Raw genomic sequence first — 24,015 nt, 5'->3', positions numbered from 1 at the left:
GGCCGCCGTTCATCACGGCGGATCGGCCAAGCTTCGTTGCCGGCTTCTTTCGCGGCGCGTTCCCCCGCTTCGCTTCAACGTGGCCGCCGTTCATCACGGCGGATCGGCCAGAGCAGTCCAGGGCGTAGCGTTGACACCGATTTGCTCTAGCTTCAACGTGGCCGCCGTTCATCACGGCGGATCGGCGCTCCACCCGGCGTTCGTCCTCCGGGCGGACAACTGGGCTTCAACGTGGCCGCCGTTCATCACGGCGGATCGGGGGTCGCCCAGAACCCCAATGAAACTACTTTCTTGCGACCCACTTTGCGAGCGGTCCCCTCCCCCCGACCAATTCCGCAGCGCGTCAACACGACCACCGGCATGTATACGAACCGTAACTCCTTATTTTCAAAGAACAAGTAGGCACTGCGAGCGCCTCCCGGCATTTGCCGATCACCTCACCGCTCGCAAGCCACCTCCAACCGCCCCCCTACAACCACATTTCCACCCCCTTTCTCCCTTCAAACGATAATAGCTCGCCTTTCCTCCGGCACATACGCCACGCCAATCGACTCGATCGAGGTCGCGCCGCGACCATCTGCGGGCCCGATGTCGACGAAGAGCACCTGATCCTCATCGTGATGAACCGCCTTGCGCAGCTTGGCCATGAGCTCGACGCGCTCGCGTGCATCGAGCTCGCACTGGAAGACGGAGAGCTGCAAATGGCGCCCGTATCCGCGAAGCACGCGGTACACGCGGCGCAAGCGTTTCGGGTCGCGGACGTCGTAGGTGACGATGAAGGCCTGTCGCATCACCGAGGTCGGAGTTGAGGATAGGTCGGGATCTCGCCGAGCAGGAAACGGCCGAGGAGGCGCGCCTGCACTTCGAGCATGCGGCGCCAGCTCACTTGATAGCCGAAAACGGGGTGCGTCACGATTTGGTCCATTCGGCGTTCGTGTGCGAGCAGGAGGCGCTTTCGCGCGGCTGGTGTCAGCGAAACGCCGACGGGATGCCGCAAGAAATCGCTTTCGCCCACGACGCCTGTATTGAGCGCGGTGAGCACCACCGAATCGGCGATGACCGGCCGTAGCTCCTCCATCATATCGAGCGCGAGTGCCGGACGGCCGAATCGAGGACGGTGATAAAATCCTAGCAACGGGTCCAGTCCGGCGTTACCAAGAGCAACGGTGAGCTCGCGCGCGAGCGTCGCGTAGGCGAGAGACAGCAGCGCGTTCACCGGATCTTTCGGCGGGCGCCGGTTGCGGCCATCCAGGTCGAATGTTCGCGCTGCCTCGCCACGCAGCATGCCCGAGAAAGCGCCGAAGTATACCCGGGCGGCTGTTCCCTCGAGGCCGAGCAGGCTCTCGATGCGCTCGGACTCCGCGGCCTTGCGCGCGAGCTGTTCGAGTTCGAAGAGTACGCTCTGCGCAATGCCGTCGTGATTGCGACGTAGCATGGTGCGGGAATTCCGGATCTTTGCTTCGACGAAGGCACGCGCGAGCTGCAGGCATGTCGCGGGGTCTGCCGCAGCCCGGTGTTGGGCCATACGAAGATCGACATTGTTCGAGCCGATGCCTTCCGCGCGACCGTAGAACCAGCCGCCGCTCGACAGAAAAGTTACGGAAATTCCTTGCTCCATGAGACGGCGAAGAGCCTGGGTGCTGATTTGCACGTTGCCGAAGAGCGAGACGTGCGAGGTGTTCGGCAACCGAGCACGTGTCGTCTGCTCCTTGCCGCGCACGACGAGCTCCGAGCCATCGACACCGATACGTGCGCCTGGCTCTGTCACATAGAGCGGAAGACGATCGTCGCGTGCAGGATGCAAACGTCGTAGTGCAGACGGCGCCGCGTCGTCTGCGCGCGAACGCTCCTTTCGTAAAAGATTTGTTTCGTCGGGCAAACAAATTCCGATGAGGGAGCAGCCGTCGCATTTCGGACTGTCTTCGAGCGGCGGAGGAAGCTCGGTCCGCGAGCACAAGACGCGCACCCTCCGCACGGCGTCGCGCACCGTCGTCAGGAGCGTGTCGTCGATTCCAATCGAGATCCGCTTTTTCGAGCCTGCGAAGTAAATATCGGCCGCGTTACAAATGTAACCGTGCTCCCGAAGTAGCAGGACTTGCGCGCCGAGCTGCGCCCTCTCCGGTAAATAAGCCCCCTCGGGCACTTCAGGCGCTTTGCCGCGCTTGTATTCGATGGGTATGACACTCCCATCTTCGCTCCCTTCGACGACATCGATCTTCGCCGTGAGCCCGAGCGCCTCGGACGAGAGCCACAGTGAGCGGGCGACGTAAGGCCGAGGACCTTCTGATACGCTCCCCTCATCCGCCAACCCGCGCTCGTCCGTCGAGCGCAACTCCGACTCGTCTGCGAGCACCATCTCCACCGCGGCCGTCGACTCCGAGTCACCCGTCCCCCGCCCCGCCACCGACCCGCCCCTCTTTGCGCGCACGCCCCGTTTCGGACCGGCAGGAACCGGCGGCAGAGCACCCCCGGGAAGGTCGGCCCGCGTATGCACGGTTCGCCCCTCCACGGTAAACGCATTGTCCGCGAACTCCCCCTGCATCCACTCGAGCGCCATCAGCCGCTCGCAATAGAGCACCTCGTTGATCATGCGTGCCGGAATGAGCGGAGGTGGTTCGGGCTCCAACGGAAAGCGCCCGAGCGTCTTCGCGCGCGGAGCAACTGGCTCTACGGACGCGGCATCCGCACGTTCCGTCTTCTTCGCTTCCTCGACCATTGTCCCCCCCGCCCCTCTTCGCTTCCAACCGCGACACGCCCCACCCCGACAGCTCGATGCGCACCGAATCAATTCGCATTCGACCCCAATCGCCCGCCCTCATCCACCACGAAATCCACGGCCATGCATCGACGTCCGGCGTTCGATAAACATCCGCAAAGCCAAGAGCCGCACACCGCCCCTCCGCATGCAACCACGACCCGCATGCAACCGCGACCGCCGCACCCCCCTCCGTTCACTTGCCGCGCGGCGCCCCCCTCTACCCCCTACCCGTAGCCCCAGCCCACTCGTCCATGCCCCCCCCTCCCCATCTACCCCCTACCCCCTCTCCACCAACGCCAAAACCCGGCATGGACTCCCCGACCCGCCGACAATCGGCAACGGCGCCACCATCAGCACCGCGCCCCGCGCCGGCAATTCACGCAATCGCCGCAGCTGCGTAAGCCCATATTTCCCTTTGCCCAAAAAGTGCGCGTGACAAGGGAACGCCGGCTCGAACGAGTGCGCCGCCCCGGCGTCCGTCCCCACCGTCTCCACGCCAATCCCCACAATCGCACTTTCCTCCGCCAACCACTTTGCGCACTCCGGAGAAATCCCCGGCGTGTGTCCGCCATTCAAGAAGTCCGCCTCTCTCTCGCCGCGCGCATCCCACCCGGTTCGATACAAAAGCCACCCCCCGCGAGGCAGCGGCCCATGAGCGGACTCCCACGCTCGCACATGGGCAATCTGCAACAAGAAATCGTGGTCCGCCGCCGACTGCTCCGTAAAGTCCAGAACGACGGCCGGCGCGATCAATTGCTCCACCGGTACACGCGATACGTCGACTCCGTCTTTGCCCGTCGCCCAATGTACGGGCACATCGAGGTGCGTCCCCGTGTGCTCCCCGGTGCGGATATTGTTCCAATACCACCCGGGCCCGCGCTCGTCGTAACGGCTTATCTCTTCGAGCTGGAAGCGCCATGTATTGCCGAACGGCTCCGGCAGGTTCAAGATGGGCGTGCCCTCATGAAGAGGCGCGGTCAGATCGATGACGGCGATGTGGCGGTGGGCGATCGCTTCGACGAGTTGCGCGAGAACGGACATTCTCGTCAGAATAGTGCTTTCCCCGCTCGGCCAGCGCGATAATCTTTTCGCGAATGAAACGGCCGGCTGCGTCGTCGTCGGCGCCGTGCCACAAAAGCTCCAGCGGTGCGCCGCCGAGGTCGAAGGGTAACGCCATCGTGCGCAGATGTGGGCGGGTCGCGCAGATTTGATGGGCGACGTCGTGGGGGACGGTCGCCAAGAGCGAGGAGCCATCGACGATGGCTCCGACGTTTGCAAAGCTCGCGACCGAGCAGCGCACCTTGCGCTTCTTGTGCAGCATGTCCTCGACGATGCCGCGGAGGTCCGCGTTGTAGGAGACGATGACGTGGTCGCGCGCAAAGTAGTCGCGCTCGCGCAAGGGCTTCTTCAGACGCACGTGGCGTGGATCGTACAGGCAGACGAAGCTGCCCTTGGACAAGGGGCGGCGCTCGATGCCCGGCGGCATTTCGTCCGCCACCGTGATGGCGGCGTCGATTTGGCGCGACATGAGGGCGGCCGCCACCGTGCGGAATTGGATGGGCACGGAGATGACGCGCATCCGTGGGGCCTCCCGCTCGAGCGCCCGCAAGAGGCCCGGAAGGAGGGACGCTTCCATGGCGTCGGCGAAACCCAATCGCAAAATGTGCTCGCTCGTGCGCGGATCGAAGGGCGCGGGATCCAGCGCCGCCTCGACCAGGGCCGAGAGGTGCGGACGCACGGTGGCCAGCAGGCTCGCGCCGCGGTGCGTGAGCACCAGGCCTCGGCCTTGCCGCATGAAGAGCGGGGCGCCGACGCTCTCGGTCAGCCTTCGCAACGCGGCGCTGATGGCCGGCTGGGTCAAATACAGCTGCGACGCCGCCGCCGTGACGCTCCCGCAATCGGCCACCACCACGAAGACGCGCAGAAGGTTCAGATTGAGGTTTCGTCCATAATCCTCGTTCATGGCTTCTATGTAACGCATTCACCGGCGCAATACATAAACTACGTTCATGTCTCGTATCGATCCTATTCGTTGGTCTGATGGGACGGCGCGCCTTACGCTCCTTGCACACGAAAAGGAGTCCCCATGAGCCAAGAGAAAACGAGCCCCCGCGCGATCCCGCTCGGTGCCACCGGTCCGAAGGTCTTTCCCATCGCGCTCGGTTGCATGGGCATGTCCGGGATGTACGGCGCGAGCGCCGACGACGAGGGCGTTCGAACGATCCACGCCGCCGTGGAGCGCGGCGTGACGTTGATCGACACCGGCGACTTTTATGGCCATGGGCACAACGAGCTGCTCGTGCGGCGTGCCCTGGAAGGGCTGGGCGCGCGCCGCGACGAGCTGCAGATATCCGTCAAGTTCGGGGGTATGCGCTCACCCGATGGCGCCTTCATCGGGATCGATTGCCGGCCCGCCGCCGTGAAGAACTTCGCCGCGTATAGCTTGAAGCGCCTCGGGGTGGACGTCATCGATGTGTATCGGCCCGCGCGGCTCGATCCGCACGTCCCCATCGAGGACACCGTGGGGGCCATCGCCGATTTGATTCAACGAGGATACGTCCGGCACATGGGGTTGTCGGAGGTCGGCGTCGAGACGATCCGCCGCGCGCATGCCGTGCACCCCGTGGTGGATTTGCAAATCGAGTATTCGCTCGCGAGCCGCGGCCCGGAGGAGAAGATCTTCCCCGTGCTCGAGGAGCTGGGCATCAGCGCGACCCTCTATGGCGTCCTCTCGCGCGGGTTGCTCAGCGGACGAAAGCCGAGCGGCCCCGGCGACTTCCGCGCGCACCTTCCGCGGTTCACCGGTGAGAACGGCGCCCACAACGAGGCCATCGTCGAACGCCTCCGCGCCTTTGCGGCGAGGTCGAACCGAACCACCGCCCAAATCGCCGTCGCGTGGGCGCTCGCCAAACAGCCGAAGCTCGTTCCCCTCGTCGGCGCGCGAACGCGCGAGCAGCTCGACGACGTGCTCGGCGCCCTCGCCAAGCCGCTCTCCGCCGACGAGCTTCGCGCATTGGAGGACATCGTCCCCCCCGGCTCGATCCGCGGTGACCGCTACCAAGCCGGCCAAATGGCGCACTTGGACAGCGAGCGCTAACCTCCGCGCACGCCGCCCCGCGCCCCGCGCGCCAACTTCCCCTTCTTACTTACCCGCCGGTGCCTTCTTCGCCGGCGCCGGCTGCTCGGCCGGCGCGGCATTTTCCGGCGCGGGCGCGGTTTCGTCCGTCGGCGTCGGCAGGTTCTCCGGAACTTGCAGCGCCTCCCCGGGCTGGGCCCCCAGACCGCCGACGGCGCCGGACAGATCCTGAACGAACTTGCCCGACGAATCGTAGGCGGCTTGGCACGCAGGTTCGGAGTCGTTCGGCTTTTGCACGGACACCATGAACTCCTTCTTCACGGTGCCGACGGCGCGGACATAGGCGGCGGCGACGTCATTGCACGTGGGGCCCGGTTCTTTCTCGAGCTGGCACGTCACGACCAGTCGATCGATTTCGGGCACACCGGTGCCGCCGTCGAAGATGCCCGCCATGGCGGATGCAAACTCGGTGGCGTCGACCACCAACGCCTGCGCACATCCAAGACGGCGGAGCTCCTCGGTTCCGGGGGCGTTCAGCGACTTTTTCGAGACGTCGACCATCTTGAAGGCCGCTTGCCCCACGTCGCTCTTGGTGAAAACATAAACCCCAACGCCAAGGCCCACGAGGGCCAGGAACGTCAGCCCGCCGAGGATGCTCAGCGCGATCACCCATCCTTTGCCCGACTTGCGCGCCGGCGGCGTCCCGTAAGGAGGCATGCCAGGACCGGGCGGACCTTGCGGCGGCATGCCAGGACCGGGCGGACCTTGCGGCGGTGCTCCGGGCGGACCTTGAGGGGGAAGCCCGGACGGACCTTGCGGCGGATACTGGTTCATCGTGGAACGAAACGATAGCTCATCTCGGCGCGACGCATACCGGTTATGCGCGATCCAGATCGAGCGCCCGTAGGGCAAGGCCGCTGGCGACCGAGATCATCTCGCCGCCGGCTTCGATTTTTGCGGAGCCGAAGCGCGTGTCGAAGATGTTGCGGACGGCCGGGACGAAGGAGGTTCCCCCGGTCATGAACACGCGGTCCACCTCGCGGGCGTCGACGCCGACGCGGGTGAGCAGGCGATCGACGCACTCGGACATCGCGTCCGTCTCCTCGGCAATCCACGCCTCGAAGTCGGTGCGGGAGAGCGGGTGCTCGATGCGCAGGGTGTCGTCTTCGAAGAGGAAGGTGGTGCGGTCGCTCTTCGAGAGGGCCACCTTCGACCGCTCGACGGCGCGGTACAAATGGTAGCCGAGATCGTGGTCGATGATGTGCACGAGCGCTTGGATCTTCTCGGGCTCCAACGACTGATCGAGGATCTCGCGCAAAAGCTCGGTGGTGCGCTTCGACTTGAGAAACGACAAATGGTGCCAGCGACGGAGCTTCGCGTAGATCCACACCGGCACCGGGAGCTCTTTGCCCAGCATCGATTGGTACGAGGAGCCGAGGCCGATGGAGGGCGACACCAGGTTGTGGAGGATCTTGGCGTCGAGGGCGTCGCCGGCGATGCCGACGCCATCGTTGCCCAAGATGCGATCGGCCTGTTTGGCTTTTCGTGCGCTGGGGCCTACGCGGATGAGGGAGAAGTCGCTGGTGCCGCCGCCGAAGTCGGCAATGAGCACCAGCTCGTCGTGGTCGAGGCGCGATTCGTAATAATAGGCGGCCGCCACCGGCTCGTATTCGAAGACGATCTCCTCGAAGCCGGCGGCGGCGATGGCGGTGCGCAGGCGGCCCTCCGCGAAGGCGTCGTCGTCGTCGGCTCTTCCGCCGGAGAAGTGCACCGGCCTCCCCACCACGATGCGCGGGCCGAGCTCGCCCATTTGCTCTTCGGCGATCTTGCGCAGGGCGCGCACCAAAAACGAGAGCAGCTCGGTCAGCGAGTACGTGCGGCCAAAGACGTTCGTCGACTCGAAGCCCGTGTCGGCCAGGTACGATTTGAGCGATTGAATCAGGCGGCCCGTTCCATCGGCCTCGAGATAACGGTCTATCGCCTCCCCGCCTGCGATGGAGGTGATTCCGCGGCGGGCATCCTGCGCGTCGGGATGAAAATAAAGAATCGAGCGAAACGTCTCCGAGAGACCGCCGCTATGCGGGAATCGAGCCAATGAGACGGCACGGTCTGCATCGGCCAAAGCAAGTGAGCTGTTCGTCGTCCCTAAGTCGAGCCCAAGACATCTCCGCATGATGGACCTCCTCGTCGCCCCCGGACCGGCCAAGCTTGGCGGGTCGCGGGGACGGGCAGCGCGCCGTGGCATTTGTACACGGCGCAGGCGTACGCACGGGGCGTGGCCGGGGGGGCGGTGTATCTAGTCGCTCGACACGAAGGGCGCAAGGGGCGATCGACCTCGAGCGGAGCTCCCGCGTCACGAGCAGCTCGAGCAGCTCGCGCCGCGGGAGCAGCTCGCGCCGCGGGAGCAGCTCGCGCCGCGGGAGCAACGAGAGCGCCGCTCGAGCCGCCTAGAGCACGGTGTTCGCGCGGAAGACCGGATAGAGCTCGAAGTGGTCGTCGAACGACGGATGACGTCGGTAGAAGAAGTCGAGGCGCGCCTCGGGATTGCGCGCAAAGCTCGGATCGTCGAGCTTGCGCGCAAACTCCGCCCGAAGCTCGGGATCGCGCGCGAGCATCTCCTCCGCGACCCGCTCGGTCACGTAGGCATCCATGTACTCTTTGCGCTCGTACATGGCGTTGAAGAATCCCCACGACGCGAACGAGTCGGGCGCCGCCGGCTCCAGCAAGGCCATGATCAGGCGCGCGCCGGCTTGCTCGATGGGCACGAACAGCGAGCCTACGGCGATGTCCCTCGGCTCCGAGCGCCACTGACCATCCAGCGACACCATCGTGCGCCCTTCGAAGGGCTTCGGGGTGAAGGTGACTTGGCTCGCGCGGAACGTCTCCACCGGCGCTCGCGCGATGCCCGCCGTCAGACGGCGGAAGGCGATTCCATGCAGCGCCAGCCGCTCGCCGACGAGCTCCGCGAACGCCGCCGAGACGACGTAACCGCCTCTGGGCGCGATCTCGGTGCGCTTGGTTTGCACCGTGTCCTTGAGCGGAACGTGCCAGATCTCCGGCTTGGTGGGATCGTAGCGGGTGGCCAGAATACCGGAGACGGCCGACGGCGTGCGCGTATAGGCATATCCGCGAAACGCGACGGTCGTGACGTGTTCGCCGGTCTCGTACTCCACGGGAACGGCCGTTCCCCCGAGCTTGGCGGCCTTTGCATCGATTTCCTGCGCGAGGGCCAGGGCGCGCGCGCCCTCGGCGTCGGTCCACTCGACCAAGGCCGAAATGGTGTTCAGCGTGATGCGCACGCGCGTGGGGTAATCCTTCCACGAGTGCGTTTCGAGCAAGAGCGTCAAGCGGTTGCGAAGCGCAAAATAGCCGGTCGAGAACCGGGGCAAATACGCGTCCACCTGGAAACCCGAGGCCGGATCGTCGCGGCGCAGCAAGCTCGGATAGAACGGCAGCGGGAGGGAGCCGCTGGCCGCGAGCTTTTGCATCACATGATCGCGGAGCGCCGTTCCGGTCGGGTGCAAGCCCGGATCGCCGACGTAAATGGGCTCCACTTGGACCGACACGTCGTGCTCGAAGTCGGCGCCGTTGGTCACGTGAAGGTCCGCGTACACGATGGGATCCCACGCGGTGAGCAGGCGCAGCAGGGCCTGCATCTCGGGGGCGTCCGCCTTGGTGTAATCGCGATTCATATTGAGGTTCTGCGCGGTGGTGCGCCGGCCCATTTCCTCGGGGCCGACTTGGTTGGGGCGGCTCCAGCGGCCGAAGCGCTCGTGGCCGTCCACGTTGGCCACGGGGACGAACACAATCGCGATGCGCTCGAGCGCGGGGTGCCGGGCCTCCAGCATGTCGCGCAGCGCCATGAAGCCGGCGTCCTTGCCGTCGCTCTCGCCGGGGTGGATGCCTCCTTGAAGGAGCAGCACCGGGATCTTTCGTTTCGCGACCTCTTCGGAGGTCAGCGCCCCCGTCCTCGAGGCCACCAGCGCCACCAGCGGCCGCCCCTCGGGGGTGTGGCCGTACTCGAACGAGCGGACCGCCTCGGGCCATGTCCGCTCGTAAGCTTTGGCCAGACGAAGAACCTCGTCGTACCGGCCCGTCTTCTTGAAATCGGTTTGCTCGGCAAGCGTGCGAAGCGACGCTTCGTTCGAAGCTTGGGTCATCCGGCGACCCTAGCACCCTTGCTGGAGCTCCGCGCTAAGGCTTCGCCGCGCTTTGCTCGAGCACCTCGACCAGCACCCACCGCACGTTGGGCGCGTCGGCTGGCGGGTTCGGCACCTTCTCCTCGCGGATGCGAAGGCGGTACTTGGTCCCCGCCTGGTGCTTGAAGCCCTCGATGCCCGAGTACCAGAACTCCCACTGCGCGCCGGGCGTCCGCCGGATCTTCAGGCACTTTTGCGGGCCCACCCCGGTGCAGTCGGCGAGCTGCGAGTCGACCTCGATCTCGCGGACCTCGCCCGCCGCCGCGCCGCCGCCCGACCCTCCGCCGCTCGATGCGCCGCCGTCGTCGGTCGATGCCGCCGTGGGCGATGCCGTGCCGGAGCCGCTGGCCGTGCCATTGCCGCAGCCGGAGATGATGGCGGCCATCGCGCAAAGCGCGGCCGTGCTCGCGATGCTTCCCACGCTCCGATTCGTTTTCATCGCTCGTGCCTCCTCCCCTTCCGTTTTCTCGTTTTCTATCGCGCTGGCTTATCCGGTTTATCCGGCTGGTCCGGCCTATCCGGCTTATCCGCGTTTCAGGCCTGTACCGCTAGGCCGGCCCGCGGGTGACGAGCACAGTACACGATCGGGGCCCCTGCGCACCGATCACGAGCGACTGCTCGATATCGGCCGTCTTCGAGGGCCCGGAGACGAAGGTGGCAAATCCAGCGCTGCCCAGCTCAATCCGTTCATACGCCTCGTGCATGTTGTGCACGAGCTTCCGCGCCGGCACCACCAGCGCCATATGCTCGGCCAGAAACCACGCCGCGCGGTGCGAGAACCCCGCCTCCACCACCCACACCGCGCCGTTCTCGGCCACGCCGAGCTCCCCCGGCAGCACGCAAAAGTCGATATTCCACGTCTCGCGCGGCGCGCGCAGCTCGGCGCGCTCCACGTTCGCGCGCGCGAGGCCGGGCACGCGGGATAAAACGCGCTTGGCCGCGGCGTACGCGGGGAGCTGCAAAAGTGTCGATTCGAGGGCCGCATCTTCTGCAAAAATGCAGCGTCCGCCCACCTCCGCCACGCTCTTCGCAAACTGCGCCTCCACGTCGGCAAAGCGCACCCCGGTGAAGCTGCGCTCCGGCAACGCCACCGGTGTCATCCCGGCGGTGGCGGCGCGCAGGGAACGAAGCACGTGATCGCGGCTGCGGTCGCTCATTTGGCCTTGCCCGACGTGCGGCGTCGCTTCGCGTACAGCTCGCGGAACGTCTCTTTGGGCGCCGGTGGGAGCTCGCGCTGGCGCCCCCAATCGTTCCAGCGGTGCTGCGCCAGCGCCTTGGGCAACTTTGGAATGAACCACCGGGCGATGCTCCCCAGGAGCAGATACGCCCAGGTGCGCACGAGGATCCACCCCGCGACCCGCGACGCCATGCGCTTCTTCAAGGGGACGAGCTTTTGGCGACCGAGATCGCCGCGCCACAAAAGGAGCTGCTCGTGCAGGTCGATCTTCACCGGGCACACGTCGGTGCACGAGCCGCAGAGGGTCGATGCAAAGGGCAAGCTCCGGTGCTTGGCCGGATCCACGTGCGGCGCCAAGACGGCGCCGAGCGGTCCGGGGACCGTCACGCCGTAGCTATGGCCGCCGCTGCGGCGGTAGACCGGGCAGGTGTTCATGCACGCGCCGCAGCGGATGCACTGGAGGGTGCGACGGTAGTGCTCGCGCCCGAGGATGGTGCTGCGCCCGTGATCCACGATGACGATGTGCAGCTCGCCGCCCTGCCGCGGGCCGTGGAAGTGCGACGAGTACGCGGTCACCGGCTGCCCGGTGGCCGAGCGCGCGAGCAGCCGCAAGAAGACGCCCAGGTCTTTGGCGCGCGGGATGATCTTCTCCACCCCCATGCATGCAATATGCAATCGAGGCAGCGCGGTGCCCAAATCGGCGTTTCCCTCGTTGGTGCACACCACGAACCCGCCCGTCTCGGCCACCGCGAAATTCACCCCGGTGATCCCGGCCTGCGCGCCCAGGAGCTTGTCGCGAAGGTGGCCCCGCGCCATTTCGGTGAGCGCCTTGGGATCGGAGATGCCCTGGGCGCCGCCCAGCGCGTCGTGGAACAAGTCGCCGATTTCTTCCTTCTTCAGGTGGATCGCCGGCATCACGATATGACTCGGCGGCTCGTGGCGCAGCTGCACGATGCGCTCGCCCAAGTCGGTGTCGATCACCTCGATGCCGTGCGCTTCCAAGTGATGATTCAGCCCGCACTGCTCGGTGAGCATCGATTTGCTCTTCACGACGCGCGTGATCCCGCGCCGGGCGAGCAGCTCGTGCACGATGCGATTGTGCTCCTCGGCGTCGCGCGCAAAGTGCACGTGCGCGCCCAGGGCCGTGGCCTTCGCCTCGAACGCCTCCAGGTAGTCCGCCAACCGGGACAAGGTGTGCGCCTTGATGCCGGCGGCGAGCGCGCGCAGCTCCTCCCACTCCGGGATCACCCCCGACGCGCGATCGCGCTTCTCGCGCACGAACCAGAGCGACTTGTCGTGCCACTGGAGCCGCTCGCCGTTGGCCACGAAGGCCGCGGCTCGGTCCGGGTGCTCCACGTGCTCCGGGTGCTTCACGTGCTCCGGGTGCTCCATCAGCGTGCCTCCACCAACTCGTCCGCGCCGTCTGCGCGCTCGGCCCCCTCCGCACCTCCCGCCCCTTCGGCGCCGGGATCCCTCGCGGCCTGCGCCAGAATTTCGGCCACGTGCATCACGCGCACGGGCCTCTTCTGCCGCCGGATCAAGCCGTCGAGGTGCATCAGGCAGCTCATATCGGCCCCCGCGATGATCTCGGCCCCGCCGCGCTCGTGATCGGCGATGCGGCCGTTGCCCATGGCCACGGAGATCGCCTCCTCGGCCACCGCGAAGGTGCCGCCGAACCCGCAGCACTCGTCCTTGCGCGCGAGCTCGGCAAACGCGATGCCTTCGAGCCCGGACAGGAGCGCGCGCACCTTGTCGAAGGGTTGAATGCGGCGCTCGCTCCCGCTGGCCAAACGAAGCTCACGAAGGCCATGGCAAGACGCGTGCAGTCCGACCCGATGGGGAAAGTGGCCCTCGGGCTTGGCGCCGAGGACATCGTGGAGGAACTCGCACAGCTCGAAGGTCTTTCCGCGAAGCTCACCCATCCGATGCGGCACGAGCTCGGCATAGTGATGCCGCACCATCGAGGTACAGCTCCCGGAGGGGCTCACGATGTAGCGGTACGAGGAGAAGACATCGAGGAATTTCTCGGCCAGCGGCAAGGCGGCGTCGAACGAGCCCGAGTTGAAGACGGGTTGACCGCAACAGGTTTGCGCGGGAGGAAAGTCCACCTCGGCGCCGAAGCGCTCCAGCACCTCGAGCGCGGCAAGCCCTACCTGCGGGTAGAATTGATCGATGTAACAAGGGACAAAAAGAGCGACGTCACGCATCGGGTCTCGACAAGGTCGTATCCCAGCCCCAAAGGGAAGCGCTTACCACATCGGAGCGGGCCCGTCTCGGCTCGCGTTGACGGGATCACGAAGAAAGGTCGAGAACGTATGGAGTTCAGGCAGCTTGGCGGTTCGGGATTCAAGGTACCGGTTCTCTGCTTCGGCACGGGAACGTTCGGAGGCCGCGGCGAATTCTTCGGCAGCTGGGGCAAATCCGATGTGGAGGAGGCCACGCGCTTGGTCGACATCTGCCTCGAGGCCGGGCTGAACATGTTCGACACGGCGGACGTGTACTCGGACGGGCTCTCGGAGGAGATCCTGGGCCAGGCCATTCGCGGGCGCCGCGAGCAGGTGATCCTCTCCACCAAGGCCAGCTTTCGCCTGGGCAAAGGCCCGAACGACGTTGGCTCCTCGCGCCACCACCTCATCAAGAGCTGCGAGGGCTCGCTCAAGCGGCTCGGCACGGACTACATCGACATCTACCAAATGCACGGCTTCGACGCCCAGACGCCCATCTTCGAGACGCTCCGCGCGCTCGACGATCTCGTGCAGTCCGGCAAAGTCCGCTACATCGGCTGCTCGAACTTCTCGGGTTGGCACCTGATGAAATCGCTGGCGACCTCCGACCGATATGGCCTTACACGCTATGTGGCTCATCAGGCGTATTATTCGCTCATTGGTCGCGAGCTCGAGTGGGAGCTCATGCCGCTCGGCGTGGCGGAGGGCGTGGGCACCTTGGTCTGGAGCCCCCTCGGGTGGGGACGCCTCGCCGGCAAGGTTCGCCGCGGTCAGCCGCTGCCGGAGACCAGCCGCCTTCACACCAAGGTCACCGTCGACAACGGCCCGCCGGTGTCCAACGAGTACGTGTACCAGGTGGTGGACGTGCTCGACGAAATCGCCAAAGAGACAGGCAAGACCGTCGCGCAGATCGCCCTCAACTGGGTCCTCCAGCGCCCCACCGTGTCGAGCGTCATCTTCGGCGCGCGCAACGAAGAGCAGCTCCGTCAGAACCTCGGCGCCGTGGGCTGGAGCCTCACCGCCGCGCAGGTGGCCAAGCTCGACCAGGCCAGCGCGACCACCCCCGTCTACCCCTATTGGCACCAGCGCGGGTACGAGCGCAATCCGGCGTTGGTTTGATTTGGGATCGAGACTAGCTCGATAAGAGGCATACGGCATAAAGAGCCATACGGCATACGCCCCGTGCCGCGCGCGCAAGAGGCCCATCGGCCCAAAGCCGCGAGCGGCACGAGGCAAGCTCGTTCCATCGTTCCGATTATGTTTGGCGCTCCGGTGGAGAGCGCATAAGTAACTAAGATACGTAAAAACGAATTTCGAGCTAGGGGTTGCCGCACTGCCAGCCGCAGCGCGAATCATCGCCGCAGATGGCGTGGCCCAAGCAATAGGGCCGGATGTAACTTTGATGATCGCAATCTTTGTCGGCGCGGCAGTACGTGTCGACGGATTGGAAATGGCGCGTCTCGCCCTCGCGGGTCACGGCGAAGGCCCCGTTCGGCTCGCGGCGGTAGTCGTAGGTGCCGTCGAAGCGGCCCTCGTCGAAGACGTCCGTTCGAGGGACGACCACCACGCGCGTGGTGTGGAGGGTGACGACGCGATCGGTCGCGGTGTACCAACCTTCGATGCGCGCCATCGATGGACAGGGGGTGGTGACGCAGCGGATGCCGGTGTCGACGTCGGCGAAGAACTCCAGCCCATTCCCCGCGCGGTGGCGGGTGAAGACGATGGCGCGAAGGTCGGGGTAGCCGGTGGTCGGGGTCGTCGACTCGTAGGCGCCCACCACCGAGTCCGGCGCCTCGGCGAGCGGCTCCGAGACCTGGCCGGAGGATTCACCCGACGACTCACCTGCCCGGGCGGACGGATCATCGGAGGACGCAGCGCAGCCCATGAACGCACAGGTCGAAATGACAGCCCATATCCCAACAGGGACGGCAGTAAATAGGGTTTTCATGCGCGTTCGTTTAACGCGTCGCATAACCCACTTCAACCCCCTAAATGACGACTTAACCGCAGAATCACGTCGTCATTCCAACTACGTGAAAGCCGAGATGTCGATGAGTCCAAATACGATGTCGATATCGTGTCAGTAATGCGGCGGCTTTTCGTCTTTGATGGCCTCGCCGCTCTCCTCCAGCAGGCTGCGCAGGCGAAGCAACTCCAGGCGCAACAGGTCAATCGTTTTGCCTTGTTCGAATACGACTCGATTCAGCTCGTCCACGAGCCGCTCGAGATGCGAATAACGAATCTCCAGTTCGGTCAATCGCGATTCCATCGGCGCAACCTAGCCTCCCTGGGACCGTCATGGTGAGCGGGATCGACCATCCCCGGTGTTCTCCGTACGAAACGCGAGCCGGGGCGCCGAAATCGAGCGCGACGCGGCGCGCAGAATCCGAGCGCGGCCCGGCGCGCAGAATCGGGCGCAGCCTGGGGGGTGGAGTCCGAGCGCGGCCCGGCGCAGAATCGGGCGAGGCCTGGGGCGTGGAGTCCGAGCGCAGCCCGGCGCGCAGAATCCGAGCGCGACCCGGCGCGCAGAATCCGAGCGCAGCCCGGCGCGCAGAATTCGAGCGCAGCCCGGCGCGCAGAATTCCGAGCGCGACCCGGCGCGCAGAATCCGAGCGCAGCCCGGCGCGCAGAATCCGAGCGCAGCCCGGCGCGCAGAATCCGAGCGCAGCCCGGCGCGCAGAATCCGAGCGCAGCCCCGGCGCGCAGAATCCGGGCGCGGCCCGGCGCGCAGAATCGGGCGAGGCCTGGGGCAGCGCAATTCGAGCGCGGCGCGGGGCGTGGAGTCGGCGGAGGCCGAAGGCGTGGAATTCGAGCGCGGCGCGGGGAACGGTGGCAGTCGAACGCGGCCGGTTCGCGGCAACCCACCGCGACCCCGTTGGTCGAAAACGCCGGTTCGCGGAATCGACCCCCCGCCAATTGGCTGCGTGCAGCGGCAGCGACGCAAAGCCCGGGGCGGACCGCGCGAGCGGCTCCATCCAACGCTACCCTGGCGCCGTTAGCAGACTGACCCTATGGTCTCCGCTTACGCCGTGTCCCCTGATTCCAAGTCCAGCGCCCGCCCCTCGCTCGGGGTCTTCCTCGTCTTCTTGTCCACGGTGTGCTTCGGCACGGCGGGTCCGGCCGTCAAGGCGCTGCTCTTGGTGGGCCTCTCGCCGCTCGAAGTCGTCCTGCTGCGGGTGACCGGCGCCGCCATTCTCCTCACGCTGATTGCGTTTGCGCGCGACCCCAAGTCGCTGCGGGTGACCCCCAGGGATCTGCCGTTTCTCCTCGCGTACGGATTGCTGGCTTTTTTCGGGGTCCAGGCGCTCTACTTCGTTGCGCTCTCGCGCCTCGCAGTCGGCGTGGCGCTCCTTTTGGAGTATTTGGCCATCGTCCTGGTCGCATTTTGGGCGAGGTTCGTGGAGAAGAGGCGCCTTGCGCGCACGACGTGGCTCGGCATTGGGTTCGCCGTGGCCGGGCTCGGGCTCATCGAGCAAGTGTGGAAGGGCCTGACCCTCGATGGGCTCGGCGCGCTGGCCGGCTTGGGCGCGGCCGTCTGCCTCGCCGCGTATTTTCTTTTGGGCGAGCGGGGGACCCGCGGTCGCGATCCGTTCGGGCTCTCGGCCATGGGCGCGCTGGTGGGCGCCGTGGCCTCCAACGTGATCTCACCGATGTGGCGGCTGCCGCTCGATAGCCTCACCAACAGCACGCAGCTGGGCCCCGTCAGCGTACCGGCGTGGGCCGCGCTCGCGTATGTCGTGGTCATCGGCACCGTGGCCGCCTATGTCACGGGCCTCTTGGCCTTGCGTCACCTGCCCTCGCCGGTGGCCGGCGTGCTGAGCACCTTCGAGGTGGTGGTGGCGTCGGCCACCGCATGGCTCCTGCTCGGCGAGACGCTCAGCGCCATCGAGCTCGCGGGCGCGGCCACCCTCTTCGTGGGCGTGATCCTCGCTCAGATCGGACGCGCGCCCGCCGAACCGGAGCCGCTCAAGGACGCTTCTTCTTCCACACCACGTCGTTCCCACGACGGCGCTGCCTCATCTCCGCGATAGCCCCCGAGTCGTCGGCCACGAAGGCCCATCGATCGGTGCTGCCGCGCGCAAAGAAGAGCCCATCCCCCTCGGCGTAGAGCGCGATCGGCGGGCGCCCCTCGCGCGCGGCGACCAGATGATCGCCCTCGCGCCGCACGACGAAGCTCGCGCCGGAGCCGACCGAGTACTCCCCCGCGAAGGCATCGAGCCGCGCGGACCCGAGCTTCACCGCCACCGGATCCGACGCGAGGCCCACCACGCTCGAGGCCAAGAGCTCCCAACGATTTTGCCGCAGGCGCCAGGTGTCGGTGATGACGAAGCCGGTGGTGATCTTCTGCCCGTAGATCTCCTCGTTCTCCTCGTCTTGGTGCACCACCACCGCGTGATCGCTGGAGAGGCGCACGATGGAGTGCTTGATCTTCAGCGTCCCGCGCGCGTACGGCGGCAAAGGCTTGAGCTCCTCCAAAAACTCCTTGCGCGTAAACGTCTTTCCGTTCTCGTCGGTGTAGATGGCGTCGGCCGCCAAGTAGCGATCCCACACCTCTTTTTTCCCGGGCGCGATGGCGTCGAGCAGCTCCTGCGTCACCTGCACGAGCTCGTCCTTTCCACCCCCGCGGGTCGGAGCGGTGGCTCCTCCGCCGGGTTGGGCCGCGCAGCCCGCGCTGCCTGCGCCCAAGGCGCCGAGAGCCGAGAGAGCCAGGAGGACCGCGGGCACCCGAGAACGAAAAAGGAACATGGAAAGCCTCGTAGAGTGGCGATGGGGGTTTGCCAAGGTTCTGCGGGTAAAACGGCTACGGATCGACCACCTCGAGATCGAGCTGCACGAAGTCGGGATACTTCAACCCGGTACCCGTATCGAAGAGCACGACCCGCTGCTCGGGGCGGAGCGTTCCATCCGCGTAGAGCCGCTTGGCGGCCGCCCACGTGGCAGCGCCCTCCGGGGCGGCAAAGATCCCCTCGCGCGCGGCGACCTCGTGCAACGCCACGTCGATTTCATCCTCGCTCACCGCCAGCGCGGTGCCGCCCGATTCGCGGATGGTCTGGAGAATCAAATAGTCGGCCACCGCGCTCGGGACGCGCAGCCCGCTGGCGCGGGTCGACGCATTTTCCCAAGGCGGCGCGTGATCGAGCCCCCGCTGGAACGCGCGCACGATGGGCGCGCAGTTCTCGGCCTGCACGCTGATCATCCGAGGGCGCTTCGGCCCGATGAGCCCCACCGCCTCGAGCTCGGCGAACGCCTTCCACATGCCCACGATGCCGGTGCCGCCGCCCGTGGGATAGATGATGGCGTCGGGGAGCTCCCAATCGAATTGCTCGGCGAGCTCGAGCCCCATCGTCTTTTTGCCCTCCGCGCGATAAGGCTCTTTCAAGGTGGAGATATCGAACCAGCCCTCGGCCTCCGCGCGCTTTCGCACGATGGCCGCGCAGTCGCTGATGAGCCCTCGCACCAGGGTCACCTTGGCGCCATAAACGACGCACTCTTTCTGATTGAGCAGCGGCGTATCGACGGGCATGAACGCATGCACCTCCATGCCCGCGCGCGCCCCATACGCCGCCAGCGCCGAGGCCGCGTTCCCCGCCGAAGGAATCGCCACTTTGGTGACGCCGAGCTCCCGCGCGCGCGACACGGCCGCCGAAATGCCCCGCGCCTTGAAGGATCCCGTCGGGCAGACGCCTTCTTCTTTGATGAAGAGGTTGGGCCCCAGGCGCGACGCGCGAAGCAGCGGGGTGTCGCCCTCGCCGAGCGAGACGATGTGCGAGGCATCGCGCACCGGCATGATCTCGCGCCAGCGCCACATGCCGCGCGGGCGCAGGGCGAGCGACTCTTTGGTCAGGGTGCGCCGCGCGGCGGCCAGATCGTAGCGGGCATAGAGCACCTTGCCGCAATCCGGGCAGAGGCGCAGCAGCCGATCGGCGTCGTGGCGACCGCCGCACGCGGTGCACTCCAGGTGCGACAAATGCGAAGGGTGCGAAAAGGGGGATACTGTACTTTTCGGCTCACGCGTGGCGCTCGTTACCGGATCCGTCATGGCGACCGGGAGAATAGCGGAAACTTGGTACTTGGCGCGGGCGATAGATCGAGACACTGTCGAACGAGCTTTTTCGACTCCAAGGGAGATCGTTTCCAATGAACGCCTATCGCTTGACCGCGCTCTTACTCCTTGCAACGGCCACCGCCACCAGCGCCTGCTCCTCGTCCGACGACGACCCCCCGGGATCGGGGGACATCCCCGAGTTCTCGGCATTCAAAGATCTCTCCGAGGCGCCGCCGGCCATTCGAACCGCAGCCCAAGCGGTGGTGCGGATCCGCACCACCGAATCGTACGCCACGGGCTCGTTCATTTCGGGCGACGGCCTGCTCCTCACGAACAACCATGTCCTCGGCGTCGACGTGTGTCCGAAGGAGGGCTGCTACGTCAAAATCACGCGCATGTACCAGCGCTACGAGGCCGTCCGCAGCGCCGAAGAGATCTTCGTCGAGCCGCAGCACATCGACCCGGGGCTCGATATGGCCGTATTGCAAGCGTACAAGGTCGGCACCGATGGAAAGAGGACGCAGGAGCGGCTCGCGACCCCGCAGTTTTTGACCATCGAGGCGCGCGATTCGGCCTCGCTCCTGGGCACGCACGTGAATGTGGTGGGCCACCCGGAGGGGAAGCTCAAGAAGTGGACCTCGGGCGACGTCGCGCAAACCTATGGAACGTGGTTCAAGAGCACGGCCTTCATCCTGCCGGGCAACAGCGGTTCGCCGCTCCTCGATGACAATGGGAAGATCGTCGGCTTGCTTCACCGCGGGCCCACCGCCCAAGACTTGGTCACGCGCAAAGGCATCAACGTCTATTCGATCGGCACCGCCTCGGCCGCCGTCGTCGCGGCCATGAACGCGCCGCTCCCGCCGGCCACGCGATCGCTCACCCAGCCGGCCACCGAGGCCGACATCGCCGAGCATCAATCCGTCTACCTGAACGCGCACGTCTCCACCGCGACGGTGAAGCAAGATCCCCCCGCGAACCCCACGACGGATCCGCCGCCGAACCCTACGCGCGATCTGGTGACCATCTTGGGCGCGGCGTGCGACAAAGGCCTCGCCCGCGCCGATTTCGATTCACCCGAGGATCTGGCGTCCGCCCTCGCGCCCTGCACCGATGCCATCAACTGGATCGTGTGCGATGCCAGCGCCAAATCCGACGGCTATCACCTCTGCCCGAGCGACGAGGCCAAGGCGGCGTGGAGGACGCGCTTTCAAAGCGCCTTCGACAAGTACCGCGCGTTCAACGGGCAGCTCCCGCTCGAGATGATCACCTACGCCCCGGCGTCGCTCGAACGCAGCGGCAACGAGAGCCAGGCCGTCGCGCGGGGCAAGCTGCAGCAAATGCTGTCCGACGTCCGCCCCCCGCTCGACTTTTCGCTCTCGATTTACCTCGCCGTCTTTGGCGTCACCGACTACGGCGGGACCTCGATCGCCAACTTCGTGCGCAACTATACGAAGACCGTCCACTACGAGCTGTCGCTCAATGGAATCGCGGCCACCGCCCTCTGGCTCAACAACGACGGTCAGATGAAGGCCGACGAGACCAAGAAGCTCCTCGCCCAGCTGGCGGCCGATGATCGCGCCAGCTTGGGCCAGAAGCTCTACATCGAGGACATCCGCTACGCGGCCGGGATCCTCGATACGCCGTAGGATCCGAGCGCGCCGCCGCTCAAGGGATGCTGCGGTACTCGGGCACGTAGGCGTGGGCGCGGATGAGCCCCTCGAGATCGTCGGGGCGCGGCATGCGGGTGAGCCCGCGGTCGTAGATGATCTCCGCCACGCGCGTCGCCGCAAAGAGCTCGGTTTGAAGCAGGACGGACTGGGGCGGGTAGATGAGGCCCACGTCCAGCTCGGCCTGCGTCACCTGCTCGGCGACGCCGCGGGCGGCGGCGATGAACATTTCGTCGGTGACCCGGGTGGCCTGGGTCGCGTACACGGCCATGCCGATGGCCGGGAAGATGTACACGTTGTTCCCCTGCCCCGGCACGAACGTTTTGTCCTCGTAGCGAACGGGCGGAAAGGGGCTGCCGCTGGCGAAGACCGCGCGCCCTTGCGACCACTGGTACGCCTCCTCGGCCGTGCACTCCGAGCGCGAGGTGGGGTTCGAATAGGGGAAGATGATGGGGCGCGCGTTGACCTTGGCCATGGCCTCGATCACCCTCCGGTCGAAGGCTCGCGCCACCGTGCTCACCCCCACGATGGCGGTCGGACGGATGGCCTCGATGGCCTCCACGAAATCGGTGGTGGGCGCGTGCGCGTGCGCGTACGGCTTCTGGAACGCGTGCAGATCCGTGCGGGTCGATTCGATGAGCCCATGAACGTCGAAGAACGCGATCTGCGACCGCGCCTGATCGAGGGAGAGCCCGTCGAGCACCATCGCCTGCGTGAGCAAGCCGGCGATGCCGAGGCCGGCCGAGCCTGCGCCCAGGAAGAGCACGCGCTGCTGGGCGAGGGGCGTTCCGGTGATGCGGGTCGCGCCCATCAAACCGGCGAGGGCCACCGCGGCGGTGCCTTGAATATCGTCGTTGAAGCAGCACGCGCGATCGCGGTAGCGCTCCAAGAGGCGCATGGCGTCGATGCCCGCCCAATCTTCGAACTGGATGCAGCAGCGCGGGAAGACCTCCTTCACGGCCTCGACGAACTCCTCCACGAACTCGTCGAGCTCCTCGGCCGAGGGACGCGGGCGGCGCAAGCCGAGGTAGAGCGGATCGTTCAGGAGCTTGGCGTTGTCGGTGCCGCAGTCGATGAGCACCGGCAACGCGAGCTCCGGCGGCACCCCGCCGCAGGCCGTGTAGAGCGCGAGCTTGCCGATGGGGATGGCCATACCGTTGGCGCCGAGATCCCCGAGGCCCAAGATGCGGTTGCCGTTGGTGACCACGATGAAGCGCACGTCGGTCACGGGCCAGTTGCGCAAGAGCTCGCGCACATGCCCTTTTCGCGTGATGGGGACATAGAGCCCGCGCGCGCGGCGCATGATATGGCCGTATCGCTCGCACGCCTCGCCCACCGTGGGCGTATACACCAGCGGCAGGAGCTCGGCCGGCGCCGACCGGAGCACCTTGTAGAAGAGCGTCTCGTTGTTGTCCTGCAGGCTCGACAGGTAAATGTATTTGCCGAGGTTGCTGTTCTTCTCCGCCAGCTGCGTGAACGCGCGGCGAACTTGGTTCTCGAGGGTGTCGACCCCCTCCGGCAGAAGGCCCAGGAGGCCCAAAGATTCGCGCTCTTCCAGGGTGAAAGCCGTCCCTTTGTTGAACCGCGGATCGCGCAAGAGAGGGGCGCCACGTAACGGAATCGTCATTCCCAGATCCTTTTTTCCACGTTATCGATTGCGTATCGCGTCGTCGTTCGGCGCAACGTTCAGGCGGGTCTCGACCGCAGCTCGAGCAGATCGGCCATGCGGGGAGTCGCCTTCAAGCCAGAGCCCGTGAGCACGAGCACCGTCGTCTCATGCGCCCCAATCGTGCCGGATGCGAGTAATTTCGCAAACACCGACGCAACTTGTGCGCTGGTGGGCTCCACGTAGATGCCGAGCTTGGCGAGATCGAACGTGGCGTCCGCGATTTCGGCCTCGGTGGAGGTGACCGCGCGTCCCGCGGTCGACTGCAAGGCCGCGAGCACCTCCGAACGACGGATCGGTTGGGCGATGGCCGTGCCCTCCGCGAGGGTCGGAAGAATGGGCGCGCCGGGATCGGCGATGGGCGCGCAGTTGGCCGGCTGCGCCGCAAAGATGCGCGGCATGCGCGCGATGGCGCCCGCGCGCAGAAGCTCCGCGAAGCCGATTTCGCAGCCGAGCACATTGGAGCCCGCGCCGCAGGGGACGATCACGTTGTCGGGCGCACAAAAGCCCAAATCCTCCCAGAGCTCGTAGGCCAAGGTCTTGGTGCCCTCGAGGAAGAACGGATGCCAATTGTGGCTCGCGTAAAACACGCTGTCCGAGCGGCGCACGGCCTCGTCCGACGTATCCTGCCGGGTGCCGGGGACCAGATCCACCGCCGCGCCGTGCACGCGCATCTGCACCGTCTTGGCGGGGCTGGTGGACGCGGGCGCCAGGATGGTCGCGCGCAGGCCGCCTGCTGCGGCATACGCGGAGATGGCGGCGCCGCCGTTGCCGGAGCTGTCCTCGAGCACGGCGTCGATCCCCTGGGCGCGCAGAAACGAGAGCATCACCGAGGCGCCGCGATCTTTGAAGCTGCCGGTGGGCATGAACCACTCGCACTTCACGTGCACGCGCGCACCATGAAGAACGCGCGGCACCAGCGGGGTGCACCCCTCGCCCAGGGTGATGGGCTCCGCGATCGATAAAGCGAGCGCAGCACGATACCGCCAGAGACTTCGCGTGGAGGTGTCGACACCGTCGCGCGTGATGCCCGGCTGCGGTGTCAGGAGCAGCGGCGCGCGATCGGGGCTGCACCAACGCGGCACGTCAAGAGCGTAGGTTTCCCCCGTACGTGGATTGAGGTATTCGGCTGCCATGGTCCTCCGTCTAGTGCGTGAATCGCGCCAGATCCAGGGGGCAATCCGTTCAAATGGCATCTAAA

At 66.2% G+C, this 24,015-nt stretch carries 21 protein-coding genes and 1 CRISPR repeat array (1 of these 22 running past the window's edge); of the genes, 4 read left to right on the top strand and 17 right to left on the bottom strand.

Features of this window, described 5'->3' with window-relative positions:
• A CRISPR array of direct repeats spans positions 1-259; the repeat unit is 36 nt; unit sequence GCTTCAACGTGGCCGCCGTTCATCACGGCGGATCGG; it reaches 2,749 nt to the left of the window's first position.
• A gap of 241 nt (positions 260-500) precedes the next feature.
• The 4 genes from cas2 to LZC94_12065 form a co-directional block, all read right to left on the bottom strand.
• Positions 501-791 (bottom strand): CRISPR-associated endonuclease Cas2, encoded by a 291-nt coding sequence (gene cas2, locus LZC94_12080; protein ID WXB20178.1) that lies wholly within the window; start codon positions 789-791, stop codon positions 501-503.
• On the bottom strand, positions 791-2,356 hold the full coding sequence (gene cas1, locus LZC94_12075; protein ID WXB20177.1) for a CRISPR-associated endonuclease Cas1: 1,566 nt from the start codon (positions 2,354-2,356) through the stop codon (positions 791-793). Before cas1 ends, cas2 begins: the two co-directional genes overlap by 1 nt.
• Before the next feature lie 678 nt (positions 2,357-3,034).
• The gene (locus LZC94_12070) at positions 3,035-3,799 is read right to left on the bottom strand and encodes a cyclase family protein (protein ID WXB17988.1); all 765 of its coding nucleotides are present in this window, start codon (positions 3,797-3,799) and stop codon (positions 3,035-3,037) included.
• Positions 3,720-4,721 carry a LysR family transcriptional regulator gene (locus tag LZC94_12065; protein ID WXB17987.1) on the bottom strand — a complete coding sequence of 334 codons (1,002 nt, stop codon included), beginning with the start codon at positions 4,719-4,721 and terminating at the stop codon, positions 3,720-3,722. The genes LZC94_12070 and LZC94_12065 overlap by 80 nt, the downstream gene beginning before the upstream one ends.
• Positions 4,722-4,844: 123 nt before the next feature.
• Between LZC94_12065 and LZC94_12060 the strand changes: the two genes are divergently transcribed.
• On the top strand, positions 4,845-5,855 hold the full coding sequence (locus LZC94_12060; protein WXB17986.1) for an aldo/keto reductase: 1,011 nt from the start codon (positions 4,845-4,847) through the stop codon (positions 5,853-5,855).
• Between the two features lie 45 nt (positions 5,856-5,900).
• Here the strand turns inward: LZC94_12060 and LZC94_12055 are convergent, their stop codons facing one another.
• The 7 genes from LZC94_12055 to LZC94_12025 form a co-directional block, all read right to left on the bottom strand.
• On the bottom strand, positions 5,901-6,668 hold the full coding sequence (locus LZC94_12055) for a hypothetical protein (GenBank protein WXB17985.1): 768 nt from the start codon (positions 6,666-6,668) through the stop codon (positions 5,901-5,903).
• Positions 6,669-6,711: 43 nt separating this feature from the next.
• The gene (locus tag LZC94_12050) at positions 6,712-8,007 is read right to left on the bottom strand and encodes an Hsp70 family protein (protein WXB17984.1); all 1,296 of its coding nucleotides are present in this window, start codon (positions 8,005-8,007) and stop codon (positions 6,712-6,714) included.
• A gap of 274 nt (positions 8,008-8,281) precedes the next feature.
• Complete coding sequence (locus LZC94_12045; GenBank protein ID WXB17983.1) at positions 8,282-9,994, bottom strand: M14 family metallopeptidase; 1,713 nt, start codon at positions 9,992-9,994, stop codon at positions 8,282-8,284.
• Positions 9,995-10,028: 34 nt separating this feature from the next.
• Positions 10,029-10,472 (bottom strand): DUF4377 domain-containing protein, encoded by a 444-nt coding sequence (locus tag LZC94_12040; protein WXB17982.1) that lies wholly within the window; start codon positions 10,470-10,472, stop codon positions 10,029-10,031.
• Positions 10,473-10,581: 109 nt separating this feature from the next.
• A complete protein-coding gene (locus LZC94_12035; GenBank protein ID WXB17981.1) occupies positions 10,582-11,190 on the bottom strand; it encodes an LUD domain-containing protein in 609 nt (202 codons plus the stop codon).
• Positions 11,187-12,602 carry a lactate utilization protein gene (locus LZC94_12030; protein WXB17980.1) on the bottom strand — a complete coding sequence of 472 codons (1,416 nt, stop codon included), beginning with the start codon at positions 12,600-12,602 and terminating at the stop codon, positions 11,187-11,189. Before LZC94_12030 ends, LZC94_12035 begins: the two co-directional genes overlap by 4 nt.
• Complete coding sequence (locus tag LZC94_12025) at positions 12,602-13,417, bottom strand: (Fe-S)-binding protein (GenBank protein WXB17979.1); 816 nt, start codon at positions 13,415-13,417, stop codon at positions 12,602-12,604. The genes LZC94_12030 and LZC94_12025 overlap by 1 nt, the downstream gene beginning before the upstream one ends.
• 108 nt (positions 13,418-13,525) lie before the next feature.
• Here LZC94_12025 and LZC94_12020 point away from each other — a divergent pair, with 108 nt between their 5' ends.
• Positions 13,526-14,554 carry an aldo/keto reductase gene (locus LZC94_12020; protein WXB17978.1) on the top strand — a complete coding sequence of 343 codons (1,029 nt, stop codon included), beginning with the start codon at positions 13,526-13,528 and terminating at the stop codon, positions 14,552-14,554.
• A gap of 199 nt (positions 14,555-14,753) precedes the next feature.
• Here the strand turns inward: LZC94_12020 and LZC94_12015 are convergent, their stop codons facing one another.
• Positions 14,754-15,383, bottom strand: coding sequence for a hypothetical protein (locus LZC94_12015; GenBank protein ID WXB17977.1), 630 nt, complete (start codon positions 15,381-15,383; stop codon positions 14,754-14,756).
• Between the two features lie 132 nt (positions 15,384-15,515).
• A complete protein-coding gene (locus LZC94_12010) occupies positions 15,516-15,704 on the bottom strand; it encodes a SlyX family protein (protein WXB17976.1) in 189 nt (62 codons plus the stop codon).
• A 742-nt stretch (positions 15,705-16,446) separates the two neighbouring features.
• Here LZC94_12010 and LZC94_12005 point away from each other — a divergent pair.
• The gene (locus tag LZC94_12005; GenBank protein ID WXB17975.1) at positions 16,447-17,466 is read left to right on the top strand and encodes a DMT family transporter; all 1,020 of its coding nucleotides are present in this window, start codon (positions 16,447-16,449) and stop codon (positions 17,464-17,466) included.
• Here LZC94_12005 and LZC94_12000 read toward each other — a convergent pair.
• Together LZC94_12000 and LZC94_11995 are read right to left on the bottom strand one after the other, a co-directional pair.
• Positions 17,402-18,181 carry a nuclear transport factor 2 family protein gene (locus tag LZC94_12000; protein ID WXB17974.1) on the bottom strand — a complete coding sequence of 260 codons (780 nt, stop codon included), beginning with the start codon at positions 18,179-18,181 and terminating at the stop codon, positions 17,402-17,404. The two genes, LZC94_12005 and LZC94_12000, sit on opposite strands and share 65 nt — an antisense overlap.
• 55 nt (positions 18,182-18,236) lie before the next feature.
• On the bottom strand, positions 18,237-19,475 hold the full coding sequence (locus tag LZC94_11995; GenBank protein ID WXB17973.1) for a threonine synthase: 1,239 nt from the start codon (positions 19,473-19,475) through the stop codon (positions 18,237-18,239).
• Between the two features lie 98 nt (positions 19,476-19,573).
• On the opposite strand from LZC94_11995, the gene LZC94_11990 reads away from it, so the two are divergent.
• Positions 19,574-21,127 carry a serine protease gene (locus LZC94_11990; protein ID WXB17972.1) on the top strand — a complete coding sequence of 518 codons (1,554 nt, stop codon included), beginning with the start codon at positions 19,574-19,576 and terminating at the stop codon, positions 21,125-21,127.
• Between the two features lie 19 nt (positions 21,128-21,146).
• Here the strand turns inward: LZC94_11990 and LZC94_11985 are convergent, their stop codons facing one another.
• Together LZC94_11985 and LZC94_11980 are read right to left on the bottom strand one after the other, a co-directional pair.
• Positions 21,147-22,775: an NAD-dependent malic enzyme gene (locus LZC94_11985; GenBank protein ID WXB17971.1), complete on the bottom strand. Its 1,629-nt coding sequence runs from the start codon at positions 22,773-22,775 to the stop codon at positions 21,147-21,149.
• Between the two features lie 59 nt (positions 22,776-22,834).
• A complete protein-coding gene (locus LZC94_11980) occupies positions 22,835-23,950 on the bottom strand; it encodes a pyridoxal-phosphate dependent enzyme (GenBank protein WXB17970.1) in 1,116 nt (371 codons plus the stop codon).
• Between the last annotated feature and the right edge of the window lie 65 nt (positions 23,951-24,015).

It is taken from the genome of Sorangiineae bacterium MSr11954 (genome assembly GCA_037157815.1).
Classification (GTDB): Bacteria; Myxococcota_A; Polyangia; order Polyangiales; family Polyangiaceae; genus Pendulispora; species Pendulispora albinea.
This window is presented reverse-complemented; position numbering and strand designations above follow the sequence as displayed.